Here is a 16,105-nt window from a genome sequence, read left to right on the forward strand (position 1 = left end):
TTTAGACCGCCGAACGCTAGATGCCTGGGTAGCTCAGTTGGTAGAGCAGCGGATTGAAAATCCGCGTGTCACTGGTTCGATTCCGGTCCCAGGCACCACTTCCCTTCGGAAGCTAGACTCCTTCTCAGACCGCCTGAATCCGGGCCGGTCGCCTTGTCGTTTTTCCGTCATGATGGCGGTTGACCCGCCTGCGAGACGCCCCACCTGCTGAGAGGGCAGGCGCCTTTCTTCATCGACCGGCGTTTTATTGCTATGCTGCAGTGCAGCATGGTTTTTCTCGTTGTCAGGGAAAAACCGCCCCTTTTTCCGGAAAACCCTTTTGTGCGCTGCGGTGGGCCCGGGGGGTAAGGGCCGTCGGCGATGTATTTGTGCCCAAATGATCCCCTTGACGGTGCGAAAAGGGGTTGCCAAAGGACCACAGCCGCAATTCTAACATTGCGGTAAGACCGAAGCCCCAAAAGGGCGTCGGTTGCCCGCGCTTCGAAACGATCCTTCTGGAGGCTTTGGTCCTCGTGAGGGGCGTAACGGGTCGAGCGCAGCGAAGCGGGTCCGCCAGGTTGGAAGAGAAATCGACCGCCAGGTGGGCTATTCAGAGTTAGGGTGGAGACGCTCTCGCGCGACGACCCTCGGTCCAAACGTGCTAGACCAATCAGGAACTGGCGACAGATGCTCGACATTAAACGGAAGACCCCCCTCATCGCTCTCGTCGGCGCCATGGCGCTGATGGCGAGCGCCCCGGCTTTTGCCCAGGACGCCTCGGCTCCCGCCGCCGCCTCCTCCACGCAAGCCGCTCCCGCCGACGCCGCCGCTCCGGCCGCGACCCCGGCTCCGGAAGCTCCGCCGGCCGACACCGCCGAAGCTGAAGGCGAAAAGAAGGGCGGCCACTCGCTGACGCCCGTCGGCATGTTCCTCGCCGCTGGCGCCGTCGTTAAGGTCGTCATGATCGGCCTGCTGCTGGCCTCGGTCTTCTCGTGGGTGCTGCTGCTCACCAAGATTTTCGAGTTCGCTGGCCTGAACAAGCAATCGGACAAGTTCCTGGAAGCCTTCCGCGGCGCTCGCTCGATCGCCGACATCGCGCGCATCAGCTCGTCGGAAGAATTCGAAGGCAACCCGATGGCCGACATGGCCGCCGCCGCCTCGCAGGAAGTTGAACTGTCGCGTCAAGCCGGTCTCGCCGTCGCTGGCGAACACCGTGACTCGACGCTGGCTCGCGCCACCTACGCCATCAACGCGGTGCAAGCCTCGCTGGCCAAGCGCCTGTCGGGCGGCATGGTGTTCCTGGCCTCGGTCGGTTCGGCCGGTCCGTTCATCGGTCTGTTCGGTACGGTGTACGGCATCATGACGTCGTTCATCGGCATCGCGAACACCAACACGACCAACCTCGCCGTCGTGGCGCCGGGTATCGCTGAAGCGCTGCTCGCCACCGGTATCGGTCTGTTCGCCGCTATCCCGGCCGTTATCTTCTACAACTACTTCCAGACCCGCATCTCGGGTTACGGCACCCGCTCGGAAGGTTTCGTTGCTGAACTGATGAACGCCATCTCGCGTCAGCTCGACAAGGGGGCGTAACACCCATGGCCGCCAAACTTTCAGGCGGTGGGGGCGACAGGTTCAACGTCGAACAGAACAGCGACATCAATGTCACGCCCTTCGTGGACGTCATGCTGGTGCTCCTGATCATCTTCATGGTGGCCGCTCCGCTGGCCTCCGTGTCGGTCGAAGTGAACCTGCCGCCGGCGGTGGCGAAAGCATCTCCAAACCCGCCGAAGCCGGTTTACATCTCGATCAAACAGTCGGGTCAGATCTTCATTGGGGATTTCCCGACCACCGTGGACGAGATGGGACAGGACATCGCCAAGAACATTGGCCGACGTGATCCGTCCAAGGAGCGCATCTTCATCCGGGCCGACGAAAAGGTTCGCTACGGGGCTTTCATGGAGGTGATGAACACCCTCCAGGATAACGGCTTCTACAGCGTGGCTCTCGTTGGCCGGGATGATAGCTAAGGTAGGGGTGCTGCATGGCTGAACAAAATACGCCCGAGCATCGCCACTACGATCCGCTCACCTCGGACGGCCCGCGTCGCAAGAAGGGTATGGGGCCGTTCGGCGTCGCCCTGATCGTGGTCTGCGGTCTGCACGGATTGCTCTTCGCCTACCTGGCGAAGCAGAAGTTCGAAGCGGTGTTCCAGGAGTACTCGGACGAAGCCGTGGATGTGGAGTTGCCTCCGCCGCCGCCGCCGCCTCCGCCGCCTCCTCCGCCGCCGCCGCCGACCAACGAACCGCCGCCGCCTCCGGCAGTGGTCCAGCCGCGTCCCCCGGTGGCTCCGCCGCCGGACGTGACGCCGCCGCCGCCGCTGCCGATCCCGCCCGTTGAAAAGCGGGTCGAGACCACGGCTCCGCCGGTGATCTCGGCGGTCCCGCCGGTGCCGACGGCTCCGCCGGCCCGCGCGTCGGTGATCACCCGTCCGGACTGGGCCCGCAAGCCCTCCGGCGATGACATGGCCCGGTACTACCCGGACCGTGCTCAACGGATGGAGGTCAGCGGTCGTGCGACGATCTCGTGCACCGTGACGGCTCGCGGTACGCTGGAAGGCTGCTCGATCGTCTCGGAATCGCCCGCCGACATGGGCTTTGGTGATGCAGCTATCAAGCTGTCGCGCCTGTTCCGGATGAAGCCGAAGACCCTCGACGGCGCGCCCGTCGACGGTGGCCAGGTGACCGTCCCGCTGGTGTTCCAAGTCCCGCAATAGGGCCTGGACGCGAGCGACACACAAAAGAAGCGCCCCGGAGTTTCGGCTCCGGGGCGCTTTTTTTACGCCAAATGAGATCGAGTGCGTTTCTTTGGAACGGCTCAAGAATGAACGAGCGCTTTCTTGTGAAAAGAGCGTGTTTCGGCGCTTGATCCGGGGAGCCTGTCCGACTAAAGACACTCCCTCGCGATGCGCCGCCTTAGCTCAGTTGGTTAGAGCGCTGGTTTGTGGAACCAGAGGTCCTCAGTTCAAGCCTGAGAGGCGGTACCATCGCAGACATGAAAGCCCGGGCTTGGTCCCGGGCTTTTTGCTTATCTATCCCCTGCGCAGAAAGGCCCGACGGGTCCCGCCTCCAAAATGTCACGGGGATGGGATCGAAACGGTCATGCTTCGCGTTCAGATCGCTAAGGGGGACTGGCGTATGGTCTTGGGCTTCCCGACGAGCCCCCTGGGGTGGACCCCTGGACGGCGTGCTTCGCCGTTGCGCGTCATCGCGGCGGTGTGTGCGCTTTGCGCCCTGGCCAGCGTGGCCCAGGCCGGCGATCACCGCCCCGTCGCCCACGCCGAAGGCCGCGATCCGACCTACGCCATAAAGGCCGGCTATCTCTACAAGCTCACCGCGTTCGTCGGGTGGCCCGCCGCCGCCTTTGAGGGGCCCGCCAGCCCGTTCCGCCTGTGCGTCGCTGGGCGCGACCCGTTCGGGGGGATGGTCGATCACGCCGTGCGCGGCGCGCGGGTCGGCGAGCATCCGGTCGTGGTCGTGCGCATGCCGGCCGTGGCCAAGAGCACGCCCTGCCACATGCTGTTCCTGGCCGCCGCCCGCACCCAGACCCCGCGGGAGATGCTGGCCATGATCGCCGGACAGCCGCTGCTGACGGTCGCCGACGAGGGCCTCGACGCGCCCGGCGCGATGGTCCAGTTCGTCACGGTCGACAGCCGCATCCGCTTCGCGATCCGGGCGGACGCCGCCCAGGCCGCCGGCCTGACCGTCAGCTCCAAGCTGCTGGCGCTGGCCGCCCAGCCCAGGGAGACCGGCCGATGACGTCGTCTTCCGGACGGCTGGCCTGGCGCCCCGTCCTGACCGTCTCCATGGCGATCGGGCTGGCGATCGCCATCGTCGCGGCCGCGTTCGCCCTGGCCGCCTATAACGAGCACCTGGGCCAGCAGGAGCGCTTCCGCCAGGCCGAGGTGCAACTGCGGATCCTGGCCGGCAGCATGGCCGCGCCCCTGGCCTTCGACGACCGCTCTGCGGCGCGCGAATATGTCGGGGCCCAGAGCTCCAACCCCGATGTCGAGGCGGTCGCCGCCTACGACATGCAGGGGCAATTGGCCGCCAGCTACGTCCGGGCCGGGGCGCCGCCGCCGCCGGCCCGCAACGTCCTGGGGCCGCCGCGCAACGACGGCGCGCGCCTGATCCTGACCTCGCGGGTCACCGAGGGCGAGACCGTGCTGGGTTCGGTCTATCTTCGCACGGTGCTGGAATCGCCTGGCCGCCGCGCCATGCGCTATGCCGGCTTCGCGTTGCTGATCGTCATGGCCGCCTTGCTGATCGGCGTGCTGGGCGCGGCCAACGCCCGCGAAGCCGAGGCCTATCGTCGCCTGAGCCGCGAGACGCGCGAACGCCAGAAGGCCGAGGAGGCCCTGCGCCAGTCGCAAAAGATGGAGGCCATGGGCCAGCTGACCGGCGGTGTGGCCCACGACTTCAACAACCTGCTGATGGTGGCCTCCAGCGGCATGGATCTGCTGGAGCGAACCACCGATCCGACCCGGCGCGAGCGTCTGCGCGCCGGCATCCGCCAGGCCATCGACCGCGGCGCCAGCCTGACCCAGCAACTGCTGGCCTTCTCGCGCCGCGCGCCGCTGAAGCCCGAGGTCGTCGACATCGAAAAGCGCCTGAATGGCATGCACACCTTGCTGGACCGCTCCCTGCGCGAGGACGTGACGGTCGAGATCCGGCTGGCTCCGGACCTGTGGCGGGTCGAGGTCGACGCCTCGCAGCTGGAGGTGGCCGTGCTGAACATCGCCATCAACGCCCGTGACGCCATGCCCGAGGGCGGCGTGATCACCATCGAGGGCCGCAACGAGCCATCCGGCAAACCCGATGGGGCGGGCGACATGGTGCGGCTGTCGATCCGCGACACCGGGGTCGGCGTGGCGCCCGAGGTGCTGAGCCGCCTGTTCGAGCCGTTCTTCACCACCAAGCCGGTCGGCAAGGGCACCGGCCTTGGCCTGTCGCAGGTCTATGGCTTCGCGCGCTCGTCGGGCGGTGAGGCGGGGATCGAGAGCGTCCTGGGCGAGGGGACGACGATCTGGATGCGCATCCCGCGCTGTACCAAGGCCATGGCTCAGGAGACCGCGCCGGCCCTGCTGCGCAAGGCCGGTCCTCAGGCGCGGCGCATCCTCATGGTCGAGGACGACGACAGCGTCGCCCAGCTGGTCGAGGAGATGCTGCGCGAGCTGGGCTACGACGTCGTGCGGACCAGCGACGCTCTGTCGGCTCTGGAGACCCTGCGGCAGGACGCGGCCTTCGACCTGGTGTTCAGCGACATGGTCATGCCGGGCGATATCGGCGGGCTGGACCTGGCGCGCGACATCTCACGGCTGCGGCCCGATTTGCCTGTGGTTCTGACGACGGGCTACAGCGCCGCGGCGGCCGCCGCCGCCAACGAGGGCCGGCGGGTGCTGATCAAGCCCTATCGGATCGAAAGACTGGCCACGGAGCTGGACGCGGTGTTCTCGGGCGTCAGCGGGCGAGCCAGGGCTTAGGAGCCGCCGTTCCGGCAATGTCCCAGGGGCGCCGACCGGGTCGCTATCATGCGGTCGAATGTCGGCCGCCTGACACTATCCAGGCCCAGAAAACGCTTCTCGATTAAGAGTTTACCGCAGAGGGAACGCGAGCCAAGACATGCGAGTTGGTTGGCGGTCGGGAGACATCCAAGGGAGACTTTCATGGCCGCCGCCGCCAAGACCACCGCCAAGTCCGCCAAGTCCGCCAAGCCGCGCCGCACGCGCCGCACCGCTCGCCGCGATCCGCTGGCGATCAGCCTGCTGAAGAAGGACCACCGCGAGGTGGAAGGGATGTTCGACGAGTACGAACAACTGGAGAAGGACGCCGAGAAGCTGGCCCTGTTCAGCAAGATCGCCCTGGCCTTGAAGGTCCACACCCAGATCGAGGAAGAAATCCTCTATCCGGAGGAACGTGGCGAGGTGGACGATGACATGCTGGACGAGGCCTATGTCGAGCACGACGGGGCCAAGAAGCTGATCGCCGAGATCGAGGCCATGAAGCCCAGCGATGACTACTACGACGCCAAGGTCAAGGTGTTGAGCGAGTACATCAAGCACCACGTCAAGGAGGAGGAGCAGCCCGGTGGGCTGTTCTCGCAGGCCAAGAAGGGCGATGAGGATCTCGACGCCATGGGCGAACGCCTGAAGGCTCGCAAGGACGAGCTGATGGCGCAGTATGGCGGTAAGGCCGTCAACTAGACGCCATTTCCCTGCCCCGGCGAACGCCCGGTCGAATGACCGGGCGTTTTGCCAAGTCCGCCCCGCCAGCCTTGGCCCCGCCGAGGATCCTCCACGAACGCCGTACAGGCCCGCGCCTTGGCGTTTCGCGGCCGGCACGCCCAGCGCGACCGTGGCGCCCGCATCGGCGTCCTGCGACGGGGCGTCGGCCGGAAGCCACTCTCTCGAACACCATCGGCCGCTCACGGCGCCAGGCCACGCAGGCGTCGGGTGCTTGGCGTCCGAGAGGATGGCGCGCTTACGCCCGAGATCGAGAACGGCCATGCGTGGCACGTTATTGTTCTCTATTTGTTCTATAAGGTTTTCACGCGCGACAAGCGCAAGAGGCGCAATGTCGCGCGTGAAGGAAAGCGTCGGGAGGCGGACACTTTGCGGCGTCCGCCTCTCGCTGATGGATTAGCCGTTGACGGCGTCCTTCAGTTGCTTGGCCGGCGTGAAGGCGACCTTCTTGCTGGCGGCGATCTCGATGGTCGCGCCCGTGGCCGGGTTGCGGCCGGTGCGGGCCGGCTTGGCCTGGACCTTGAACTTGCCGAAGCCCGGGATCGAGACTTCTTCACCCTTCACGGCGGCGTCGGAGATCGACTTGAAAACGCCGTCGATGATGGCCTTGGCTTGGGTCTTGGTCAGCTTGTCGTCAGCGGCGACAGCGGCGTCGACCAGATCGGAAACGTTCGTCATCTCTAAGCTCATTCCTGTGAATCAGGGAAATGTGAGCCTGACGAGACGGATCGCGTTTGTCACCCATTAGGAAAGGTTAAAAAGCCGATTCACGGGGACAAAACGCCCGTGAGCCGGGGATTTTCAAGGATTCGCCGCCCGCGGAACGGTCAAGCTGGGCGAAAAAGCGTTAACGACTGTCCCGAAAGCAGACTTTCCCGCGACTCACTGCAGCGCGATTCCGGCCTGAGTCGGGGTCCAGCGGGCCCGTCGCCAGGCCAATGGGCTCTGGCCGACATGCTGGCGGAAGAGGCGCGACAGGTGGCTCTGATCGGCCAGGCCGACCGTCAGGGCGATCTGCGAGAGGGGCTCGCTGGTGGTCAGCATCAGGTCGCGGGCCAGGGCCATGCGCTCGCCGGTGATGTAGGCGTGCGGGGCGACGCCGAAGCTCTGCTTGAAAGCGCGGCCAAAATGGCTGATCGACAACCGGACCAGACCGGCCAGTTCCTCGACCGTGATGTTGCGGTCGAGATTGCCGTCGATGTGGGCCTCGACGGTCCGCATCTGCCAGGGGGCCAGACCGCCGCGCGCGATGTCGAGCGCGTCGAGGTCGCGGTCCTGGGTTTCGCTGCGGACCTGGATCTTGCTGCCGTCCATCGTCTTGCTCCGGGGTGTATGTTTCCTTGAGCAAAGGGATAGGCTGGTGGTGATCGGCCGATAATCCGGTGTTTCGGTTCTTCAGTGTTTCCAAAACCGCACTAATCGCCGTTCGTCGAGCGCGTCGCGCGGTCGATCAGTGCTCGATCCCGTGCGCCCAGGGCTGCTTGGAGAAGTTCTCGCGCAGGAATTCCAGCAGCACCCGCAGACGCGCCGGTCTGGCGCGTCCCGGTGGCGTGACCAGATGCACGGGAACCGGAACCAGGGTCCATTCCTTCAGCACCTCTTCCAGGCGCCCCTCCTGCAGTTCGTTCCAGATGTAGACCTCGGGCTGAAGCGTGATCGCCAGGCCCTCCAGCAGTACGGGCACCGCCGCCAGGCCGTTGTTCATCCGGATCGAGCCCTGCACCATGACCAGGCGCTCGCCGTGCACGGGATGGAAGAACCGCCACTCCTGAGCCTCGCGCACATGGGTGTAGACCATGGTCGGCATCTTTAGGATGTCTTCGGGCTGTTCGGGACGACCGTACTTGTCGAACAGGGCCGGCGCGCCGACCACCGGCAGGCGGTGGGAGAACAGGCGGCTGGCGCGCATCGAGGAGTCGGCCAGCTGGCCGACCTTGATGACCCCATCGAAGCCGTCCGCGATCAGGTCGATCTTGGTGTCGGTGATCTGCAGGTCGAGCTCGATCTCCGGGTAGCGCTTGAGAAATTCCGGAATCAGCGGCGCCAGGGTCCGCACCCCGAACGCGCCGGTGCAGGCCAGGCGGATGAGGCCGCGCGGGATGGCCGCTTCCTCCAGGATCTCGGCCTCGACCGCCTCGCCGTCGTTGAGGATGCGCAGCGCCCGGTCCAGCGAGGCGCGGCCGCTCTCGGTCAGGGACAACTGGCGGGTGGTGCGGTGGAGCAGGGTGGTGCGCATCCGCTCCTCCAGCCGGGTCACGGCCTTGGAAACGGTGGTCTTGGCCAGGCCCAGCTCTTCGGCGGCCGCCGAGAACGAGCCGCGCTCGGCCACCTTGGCGAAGATCGCCCAGGCCTCGAAGTCCGGCAGATGCGGCATGCGACGGTTCCCCAGCGAGTCGCCGAAAGACGACCCGAGGCGATCGAAGCGCGACGCGCCGCCGAGCTTAAGGGAAACGACGCTACGTCACCTGGATCCTGACCTCGACGACCTCGCGCAGGGCGCGGGAGTAGGGGCAGAGGGCGTCGGCGTGGGCGACCAGGGCCTTGGCCTCTTCCGGATCGAGGCCGGCCAGGTCGACCGAGAGGCCGATGCGCAGGGCCGGCTTGGCGTCCTCCTCCGAATGGCCGATGGCGACCGTGGTGGTGACATTGGCGTCCTCGACGACGGCGATCTTCAGTTCGGAGGCGGCGGCGCGCAGCGCGTCCAGGAAGCAGGCGGCATAGGCGGCCGCGAACAACTGTTCGGGATTGCTGCCCGCGTCGCCGCGACCGCCCAGGGCCTTGGGCGTCGACAGTTTGACCTTCAGTGCGCCGTCGATGCTGCCAACCCAGCCGTCGCGTCCGCCAACGGCGGTGACCTGGGTGGAATAGAGGATATTCATGGGCCTCGCTCCGCGCCGCGAGGACAGTTCGCGGCAGGGGAAATCTAGGACGCGGGGAGCGCCAGGATTATCCGGCGGAGGGGCACATCATTGGTGCGAATTTGGCGATAGTCCCGTCGGATGAGAGGGGACGCCCTCGGATTTGGATCGCGGCGCCATCGCGGGATGACTTGGGCCGTGAAGGGACCGGAACGCCGCCCGGACTCCAGCCATTCCTGCTCTAGGCAAAGGAGAGACAGCCATGACCGATGTCGACAATGGATGGGACGAGCAGGACGGCGCCGAGGCGATGGACGACGACGTGATCGGCAAGGACGGCGAGTTCCGCACCTTCGAGGAACTGCCCGACGTGCTGGACGTCACCCAGGCCGAGGGCGACGAGGATGACGACGACGCGCTGATTGGCGAGGAGCTGGACGACGATGAGATCGTCGACCTCGAGGAAGAGGCCGACGCCGGCGATGGCGTCGACGAGGATGACGCGCGACCGCAAGTGTTCGACGGCGAATAGACGATGACCGCGCCGAAGCTGTCGGCCTACGAGGCCAAGCGCGACTTCAAGATCACGGCCGAGCCTTCCGGCGAGGCCGTTGTCGCGGCTTCGGCGCGGGCGCGCTTCGTCATCCAGAAGCACGACGCCACCCGGCTGCACTACGACCTGCGGCTGGAGCACGAGGGCGTCTTTCTCTCGTGGGCGGTGACCCGCGGCCCGTCTCGCGATCCGCACGACAAGCGCCTGGCAGTCCATGTCGAGGATCACCCGCTGGCCTATGGCGATTTCGAGGGCACGATCCCGGAGGGCCAGTACGGCGGCGGCACGGTGATGCTGTGGGATCGCGGCTGGTGGGCGCCCGAGCCGGGCTTCGATCTGGAGAAGGGGCTCAAGAAGGGCGAGATCAAGCTGGTCTTCGCCGGCGAACGGATGAAGGGCGGCTGGGTCCTGGTCCGCATCAACAACGACAAGTTCGCCAAAGGCGGCAAGCGCGAGAACTGGCTGCTGATCAAGCACCGCGACGCGTTCGCCATCGAGGGCGACCTCGACTTCCTGGAGGATACGTCCTTCTCGATCGCCTCGGGCCGGACGATGGAAGACATCGCGGCTGGCAAGGGCAAGGCGCCGACGCCGTTCATGACCAAGGCCGGTCCGACGCCGGACGCGGTCTGGAGCAGCACCAACTCGCCCGAGGCTAGCGCCGAGAAAGCCGCCGAGGACGCTGGCGCGCCGAAGAGCAAATCCTCCAAGGTCAAGCCGAGCGCGAAGACGGCGACGCCCAAGGCGGCCATGCCGGACTTCATCCCACCGCAGCTGTGCAAACTCGTCGACCGCCCGCCCACCGGCGAAGGCTGGGTGCACGAGATCAAGTTCGACGGCTACCGGATGCAGTTGCGCATCGAGGGCGGCAAGGCGACCTTGCGCACCCGGACGGGCCTCGACTGGAGCCAGCGCTTCCCGCGACTGATCGAGGCCGCCAAGGGCCTGCCCGACGCCCTGATCGACGGCGAGGTCGTGGCCCTGGACCTGGCCGGTTCGCCCAGCTTCGCGGGGCTGCAGGCGGCGCTGTCGGAGGAGAAGACCGACGACCTGATCTTCTTCGCCTTCGACCTCCTGCACGCCAACGGACAGGACTTGACCGGCCTGCCATTGTCCGACCGCAAGGCCCGGCTGAAGATCTTGCTGCCCGCTGATGGTGAGCGCATCCGCTATGTCGAGCACTTCGCCAGCGGCGGCGAGGCGGTGCTGCGGTCGGCTTGCCGGATGTCGCTGGAGGGCGTGGTCTCCAAGAAGCTCGATGCGCCCTATCGCTCCGGCAAGGGCGCGACCTGGACCAAGGCCAAGTGCCGGGCCGGCCACGAGGTGGTGATCGGTGGCTGGACCACGACCGGCGATGCGTTCCGCTCGCTGATCGTCGGCATCTACAACGACGAGGGGGAGCTGGCCCATGTCGGCCGGGTCGGCACGGGCTTCGGCCGCGACAAGGTGGCCAAGCTGCTGCCGGCCCTGAAGACGCTGGCGCGGAAGACCTCGCCATTCGGCGGTAAAGGCGCGCCACGGGGCGGGGCGGACATTCACTGGGTGGAGCCGGAGCTGGTCGCCGAGATAGAGTTCGCTGGCTTCACGGGAGACGGCTCGGTGCGACAGGCTTCGTTCAAGGGATTGCGCGAGGACAAGCCGGCGAGGGCGGTCGAGGCCGAAGCGCCCGCGCCGGTCGAAGACGTCGCGCTGGCTCAGCCCAAGGCAGGGCTCGCGAAGCGCGCCGGCGGCAAGGCCTCTGTGCTAGGTGTGGCGATCTCCAATCCCGACAAGCCGCTGTGGCCGGACGCCGGCGATGGGACGCCCGGGACCAAGCTGGATCTGGCCGAATATTTCGAGGCCGTCGGTCCGTGGATGCTGGAGCACGTCAAGGGGCGGCCCTGCTCGGTGATCCGCATGCCGGACGGCGTCGGCGGCGAGACGTTCTTCCAGCGCCATGCGGGCAAGGGCGTCTCGGCCCTGATCGACGAGGTCACGGTGAACGGCGACCGCAAGCCGTACCTGGTCTTCAACACCGTCGAGAGCCTGGTCGCAGCCGCCCAATGGGGCGCGACCGAGCTGCATCCTTGGAACTGCCGGGAGGGCGCGCCGGAGGTCCCGGGTCGTCTGGTCTTCGACCTCGACCCGGGCCCGGACGTCTCTTTCGACGTCGTGGTCGAAGGGGCGCGCGAGATCCGCGACCGACTGGAGGCCCTGGGCCTGGTCCCGTTCTGCAAGACCACCGGCGGCAAGGGGCTGCACGTGGTCACGCCGCTGAAAGGGACCAAGGTCGATTGGGACGCCGCCAAGGCCTTTGCCCGCGAGGTCTGCGCCCGTATGGCCGCCGACAGTCCCGACCAGTACCTGATCTCGATGGCCAAGAAGGATCGGGGCGGGAAGATCTTCCTCGACTACCTGCGCAACGACCGGATGAGCACGGCGGTGGCGCCGCTGTCGCCGCGCGGGCGTCCCGGCGCGCCGGTGTCGTGGCCCGTGGCCTGGACGCAGGTGAGGAAGGGTCTGGATCCTGCGCGGTTCAATATCCGGACGGTTCCCGGGATGGTGAAGGGGCTAGACGCCTGGGACGCCTACGCGGACAGCGAACGGGACCTGGCGGCGGCGATCAAGAAGCTGGGGAAGGGGTGAGCCAGACCCAACACCGATCTTCCCGGCGAAGGCCGGGATCCAGATCCATCCAGCGCCTTTGCGGTGTTCGCGCCTTACGCCGGCGCCAGGGAAAACGGAAGAAGGGTTAGCTGGCCTTCCTCCGCGCCGGAGCCTTGGCCGCAGGCTTCTTCGCCGGCGCCTTGCCCAGGCTGCTCCGCAGCGCCTCCATCAGGTCTACCACATTGGTGTCCTCCGGCTCGGCCGGCGCGGAGACCTTTCGCCCCTTGCCCTTCTGCTTTTCCTTGATCAGCGCCCGCAGCGCGTCCTCGTAGCGGTCGTTGAACTGCTCGGGATCGAAGGGGCCTTCCTTCTGCTCGATGATCTTCTGGGCGATCTGGATCATCGCCGCGTCGGGCTTCTTATCGGGGATGGCGTCGAAATAGGTCGCGGCGTCGCGCACCTCGCGGCGGTTGCGCAGGCTCCAGGCGACCATGCCGTTGTCGCGCGGCTCGATGGCCAGCAGGCGCTCACGCTGGTGCATGACCACGCGGCCCAGGGCGACCTGGCCCTCCTTGCTCATCGCCTCGCGGATCACGCCATAGGCCTCGGCGGCCAGCTTGCCGTCAGGAACCAGGAAGTACGGATTGTCCCAATAGAGCCGGTCGATGTCGGCCGCCGGTACGAAGGTCTCGATGTCGATGGTGCGGGTGCTTTCCAGGCGCACGTCGTCGATTTCGTCCTGGGTGATGACGACGTACTCGCCCTTCTCGTACTCGTAGCCCTTGACGATGTCCGAGCGCTCGATGGGACCCAGGTCCGGATCGGTCGGGATCATCCGGATCCGGTTGTGGGTCTTCTTGTGCAGCATGTTGAAGTGCACGTCGCCGCGCGCATCGGTGGCGGTGTACATCGCGACGGGACAGGTCACGAGCGACAGGCGCAGGTGGCCTTGCCAGGTGGGACGGCCGGCGGCCATGGGCGTTTTCTCCGTTCGAGCCGACTCAACGGCGCTCGGCGCGGGGGCGTTCCGCTAAGCTTCGGCGCACGAGGCCTGGGCCGCTTCCAGGAAGCGGATGGTGGCCAGTTCAAAGGCGCGCTCCGACCGGCCCGGCTTCAGCGGCAAGACGCCTTGCTGATAGGATTCCAGCACCAGCGGATGGATGTAGGACCCGCGGCAGACGGCGGCGGTGTTGCCCAGCAGGCCGGCGACGGCCTTCACGCAGGTGTTGACGTTGCGCTTGGCCTCGGTGGCGCTGGTCGCCTTGGGGATCAGGCACAGGGCGCGCGCCGCGGCCAGGGTGCCGGCCCAGGTGCGGAAATCCTTGGCCGAGAAGTCCTCGCCCATCGCCGCGCGGATATAGGCGTTGACGTCGGCGCTCTCGACCGAGCGCCGCTGGCCGTCGTCGTCCAGATATTGGAAGAGTCTCTGACCCGGAACGTCTTGGCAGGCCTTGACGATGCGGGCCAGACGACGATCGCGGAAGCCGGTCGTATGGACGACGCCGCTCTTGCCCTTGAACTGGAACGCGCCGCCGACGCTGGACAGCCTGGCGTGGCGATCGCGCAGGGTGGTCAGTCCGAAGCTCTTGTTCTCCTTGGCGTAGGCCTCGTTGCCCACGCGGATCAGGGTCAGCTCCATCAGCCGCACCACGGCGGCGACGACCTTGTCGCGGGGAAGGCCGCGGCGGGCGAGATCCTTTTCGACCTGGGCGCGCAGCTTGGGCAGGGCTCGACCGAAGGCGATCATGCGGCCGAACTTCAGCCCGTCGCGGTCGCGCCGCCAGCCTTCGTGATAGCGATACTGCTTGCGGCCCCGCTGGTCGCGGCCGGTGGCCTGGATGTGGCCGCGCGTCGAGGGGCAGATCCAGACGTCGGTCCAGGCTGGCGGTATGGCCAGAGCGCGGATGCGGTCGAGCGTCCTGGCGTCGTCGACGCGGTCACCGTCGGGATCGCGATAGTCGAAGCCGTCGCCGCTCTTGATCCGCCGCAAGCCGGGATCGTCGTCGTTGACGTAGAGAAGGCCGGGCGGGGCCGGCTGGAGATCGACCGTGTCGCGTGGCATGTCCTTGGCCTCGTCAGCGCTCCGTCGCCGGATCAACGGCGGGCGTGAGGAGGCGGTTCCGAATGCGAAAAGGCCCGCGATTCGCACATCGCGGGCCTTTCGAAAGCGGTACTGGGCGGAAGCCGTTTAGGGCGCGTCGTCGTCCACCATGGCGCGGACCAGGTCGACGACCCGGCGGCGCAGGCGGCGGTCCGACAGGCGCGGGAACAGGCTGGCCAGCTCCAGGCCCTCGGGCGTGGAGACGAACTCGGTCATGCGCTGGGCGAAACCGTCGTCGATACCACCGTCGGTGTCCTCGAGGCCCTCGAAGAAGTAGGAGACAGGCGCTTGCAGCAACTTGGCGGCATCATAGAGCTTGCTGGCGCTGATGCGGTTGGCGCCACGCTCATATTTTTGGATCTGCTGGAAGGTGATGCCCAGAGCGTCCGCGACTTGGGTCTGGGAAAGTCCCATCATCTTGCGGCGAATTCTCAGCCGGGCGCCCACATAGAGATCAACGGGGTGGGCTGGTTCGACTGCGGGTCGATCGTTCATCCGCCTCTATTCCATCTGCGCCGCTCGGCGGCCTTCATGCCAATGTTAACGGGTATAGACACAGCTTGGCTGCATCGTCACGTCCGGACGTGCACGGAACGGGTCTTCGCGCCAAAGTGTCGCGCTCGATTTACTATCGTTAATGATGAATAGATCGAGTAACCAGCATGGTCATTCCGGACTTGACGTTCGCGCGCCTGGAAGGTGTTTGCGCGCCATGACAGTTCAATCAGGCGCGCGTATCGCCGTGGCTGGCGCCGGCGCTTTGGGATCCGCCGTGGCGCTGCGCCTGGCGCGAATAGGGTTCAAGGTCACGGTCTTCGATCCGGCCCCGCCGGGTGACAATGCCTCCGGCGTGGCGGCCGGCATGCTGGCGCCGGTCAGCGAGGCGCTGTTCGATCCCGCCTCGCGTGGGCACCTCTCCATTATGCGCCGCGCCCGCGACCTGTGGCCGGCGTTCGCGGATGACCTGGGAATCGCCCTGACTCGCGCGGGCGTGCGGTTCGAGGGTTCCCACGCCTGGCGCGGTCAGGTCGGCGAGCGACTCGCGGCCCTTGGCTTGCCCGACGCCGACACGACCGCCGAGGACTGGCGTATCGAGGCGCAACCCGCGCTGGCGTCGATGCGCGCGGCGGCGCTAGCCGCCGGAGCGCGGTTCGAGACCGGAACGGTCGAGGCCTTCGCGCCCGGCGTCCTGACCTTGGCCGACGGTCGGACCGAAGCCTTCGACGCCCTGGTGCTGGCCACCGGCCCTGGCGTGCGAGGTGGCCGCCTGGCGCCCGAGACCCAGGTCCTGGCGCCGATCAAGGGCCAGATCCTGCGAGTTTCCGCCGAGGCCGTTGGCGCGGTGGTGCGTGGCGAGGGCGTCTATCTGGCGCCGGGCGAGGACCTGGCCATCGGCGCGACCATGGAGGCTGGCCGCGACGACCTCGCGCCGGACGCCTCGGCCACACAGAGCCTGCGCGCGGCGGCCTGGGCTCTGAGGCCGGAGCTGGATCTCGACGCGGCCAAGGTCGAGGTCGGCGTTCGCGTCACCACGCCCGACGGCCTGCCGCTGGTGGGCTGGAGCCGGGCGCCCGGCGTCATGCTGGTCGTCGGCGCGCGGCGCAACGGCTGGCTGTTCGCGCCGCTTGTGGCCGACATGGTCGCGGCGTATCTGAATGGCGATAACCCGGGCCCGGACGCCGCTGTCATGGACGCGCGCCGTTTCGAGAAGTCCGAGGGCTGACAACGCA

Annotated in this window: 16 protein-coding genes and 2 tRNA genes; 11 read left to right on the forward strand and 7 right to left on the reverse strand. The window is 67.0% G+C overall.

Translation table 11 applies throughout. The annotated features are described in order from the left end of the window. The first annotated feature begins 22 nt into the window (after positions 1-22). From AC07R7_RS09500 to AC07R7_RS09535, 8 genes are all read left to right on the forward strand, one after another. Positions 23-98, forward strand: a tRNA-Phe gene (locus AC07R7_RS09500). A 568-nt stretch (positions 99-666) separates the two neighbouring features. Continuing rightward, entirely contained in the window at positions 667-1,569 is a 903-nt protein-coding gene (locus tag AC07R7_RS09505) for a MotA/TolQ/ExbB proton channel family protein (protein WP_492838008.1), read from the forward strand. Between the two features lie 5 nt (positions 1,570-1,574). Further along, positions 1,575-2,006 (forward strand): biopolymer transporter ExbD, encoded by a 432-nt coding sequence (locus tag AC07R7_RS09510; RefSeq protein ID WP_125158817.1) that lies wholly within the window; start codon positions 1,575-1,577, stop codon positions 2,004-2,006. 14 nt (positions 2,007-2,020) lie between these two features. After that, positions 2,021-2,752, forward strand: coding sequence for an energy transducer TonB (locus AC07R7_RS09515; protein WP_125158816.1), 732 nt, complete (start codon positions 2,021-2,023; stop codon positions 2,750-2,752). A 193-nt stretch (positions 2,753-2,945) separates the two neighbouring features. Then, positions 2,946-3,022: transfer RNA gene (locus AC07R7_RS09520), tRNA-His, on the forward strand. Positions 3,023-3,233: 211 nt separating this feature from the next. Further along, on the forward strand, positions 3,234-3,794 hold the full coding sequence (locus AC07R7_RS09525; RefSeq protein WP_492887777.1) for a TOL_0243 family YfiR-like periplasmic protein: 561 nt from the start codon (positions 3,234-3,236) through the stop codon (positions 3,792-3,794). Then, positions 3,791-5,518 (forward strand): ATP-binding protein, encoded by a 1,728-nt coding sequence (locus tag AC07R7_RS09530; RefSeq protein WP_492887778.1) that lies wholly within the window; start codon positions 3,791-3,793, stop codon positions 5,516-5,518. The genes AC07R7_RS09525 and AC07R7_RS09530 overlap by 4 nt, the downstream gene beginning before the upstream one ends. A gap of 183 nt (positions 5,519-5,701) precedes the next feature. Beyond that, on the forward strand, positions 5,702-6,238 hold the full coding sequence (locus tag AC07R7_RS09535; RefSeq protein ID WP_494634967.1) for a hemerythrin domain-containing protein: 537 nt from the start codon (positions 5,702-5,704) through the stop codon (positions 6,236-6,238). 435 nt (positions 6,239-6,673) lie between these two features. Here AC07R7_RS09535 and AC07R7_RS09540 read toward each other — a convergent pair whose 3' ends face one another. The 4 genes from AC07R7_RS09540 to AC07R7_RS09555 form a co-directional block, all read right to left on the reverse strand. Continuing rightward, the gene (locus tag AC07R7_RS09540) at positions 6,674-6,955 is read right to left on the reverse strand and encodes an HU family DNA-binding protein (protein ID WP_066682603.1); all 282 of its coding nucleotides are present in this window, start codon (positions 6,953-6,955) and stop codon (positions 6,674-6,676) included. Positions 6,956-7,159: 204 nt separating this feature from the next. Continuing rightward, complete coding sequence (locus AC07R7_RS09545) at positions 7,160-7,591, reverse strand: helix-turn-helix transcriptional regulator (protein WP_492887780.1); 432 nt, start codon at positions 7,589-7,591, stop codon at positions 7,160-7,162. 136 nt (positions 7,592-7,727) lie between these two features. Continuing rightward, positions 7,728-8,651 (reverse strand): LysR family transcriptional regulator, encoded by a 924-nt coding sequence (locus tag AC07R7_RS09550; protein WP_494634968.1) that lies wholly within the window; start codon positions 8,649-8,651, stop codon positions 7,728-7,730. Positions 8,652-8,733: 82 nt separating this feature from the next. Next, on the reverse strand, positions 8,734-9,156 hold the full coding sequence (locus AC07R7_RS09555; RefSeq protein WP_494634969.1) for an Ohr family peroxiredoxin: 423 nt from the start codon (positions 9,154-9,156) through the stop codon (positions 8,734-8,736). Positions 9,157-9,397: 241 nt separating this feature from the next. On the opposite strand from AC07R7_RS09555, the gene AC07R7_RS09560 reads away from it, so the two are divergent. Both AC07R7_RS09560 and ligD read left to right on the forward strand, forming a co-directional pair. Next, positions 9,398-9,667 (forward strand): hypothetical protein, encoded by a 270-nt coding sequence (locus tag AC07R7_RS09560; RefSeq protein WP_125158807.1) that lies wholly within the window; start codon positions 9,398-9,400, stop codon positions 9,665-9,667. 3 nt (positions 9,668-9,670) lie between these two features. After that, positions 9,671-12,313, forward strand: coding sequence for a DNA ligase D (ligD, locus tag AC07R7_RS09565; protein ID WP_494634970.1), 2,643 nt, complete (start codon positions 9,671-9,673; stop codon positions 12,311-12,313). A gap of 106 nt (positions 12,314-12,419) precedes the next feature. Here ligD and ku read toward each other — a convergent pair whose 3' ends face one another. From ku to AC07R7_RS09580, 3 genes are all read right to left on the reverse strand, one after another. After that, on the reverse strand, positions 12,420-13,250 hold the full coding sequence (ku, locus tag AC07R7_RS09570) for a non-homologous end joining protein Ku (RefSeq protein ID WP_494634971.1): 831 nt from the start codon (positions 13,248-13,250) through the stop codon (positions 12,420-12,422). 54 nt (positions 13,251-13,304) lie between these two features. Continuing rightward, on the reverse strand, positions 13,305-14,336 hold the full coding sequence (locus AC07R7_RS09575) for a DNA topoisomerase IB (RefSeq protein WP_494634972.1): 1,032 nt from the start codon (positions 14,334-14,336) through the stop codon (positions 13,305-13,307). A gap of 126 nt (positions 14,337-14,462) precedes the next feature. Beyond that, positions 14,463-14,870 carry a helix-turn-helix domain-containing protein gene (locus tag AC07R7_RS09580; protein WP_099576434.1) on the reverse strand — a complete coding sequence of 136 codons (408 nt, stop codon included), beginning with the start codon at positions 14,868-14,870 and terminating at the stop codon, positions 14,463-14,465. Positions 14,871-15,087: 217 nt separating this feature from the next. On the opposite strand from AC07R7_RS09580, the gene AC07R7_RS09585 reads away from it, so the two are divergent. After that, entirely contained in the window at positions 15,088-16,098 is a 1,011-nt protein-coding gene (locus AC07R7_RS09585) for an NAD(P)/FAD-dependent oxidoreductase (protein WP_494634973.1), read from the forward strand. Positions 16,099-16,105 lie beyond the last annotated feature (7 nt).

The sequence above is a fragment of the Caulobacter sp. GW821-FHT05F04 genome (assembly GCF_059419665.1).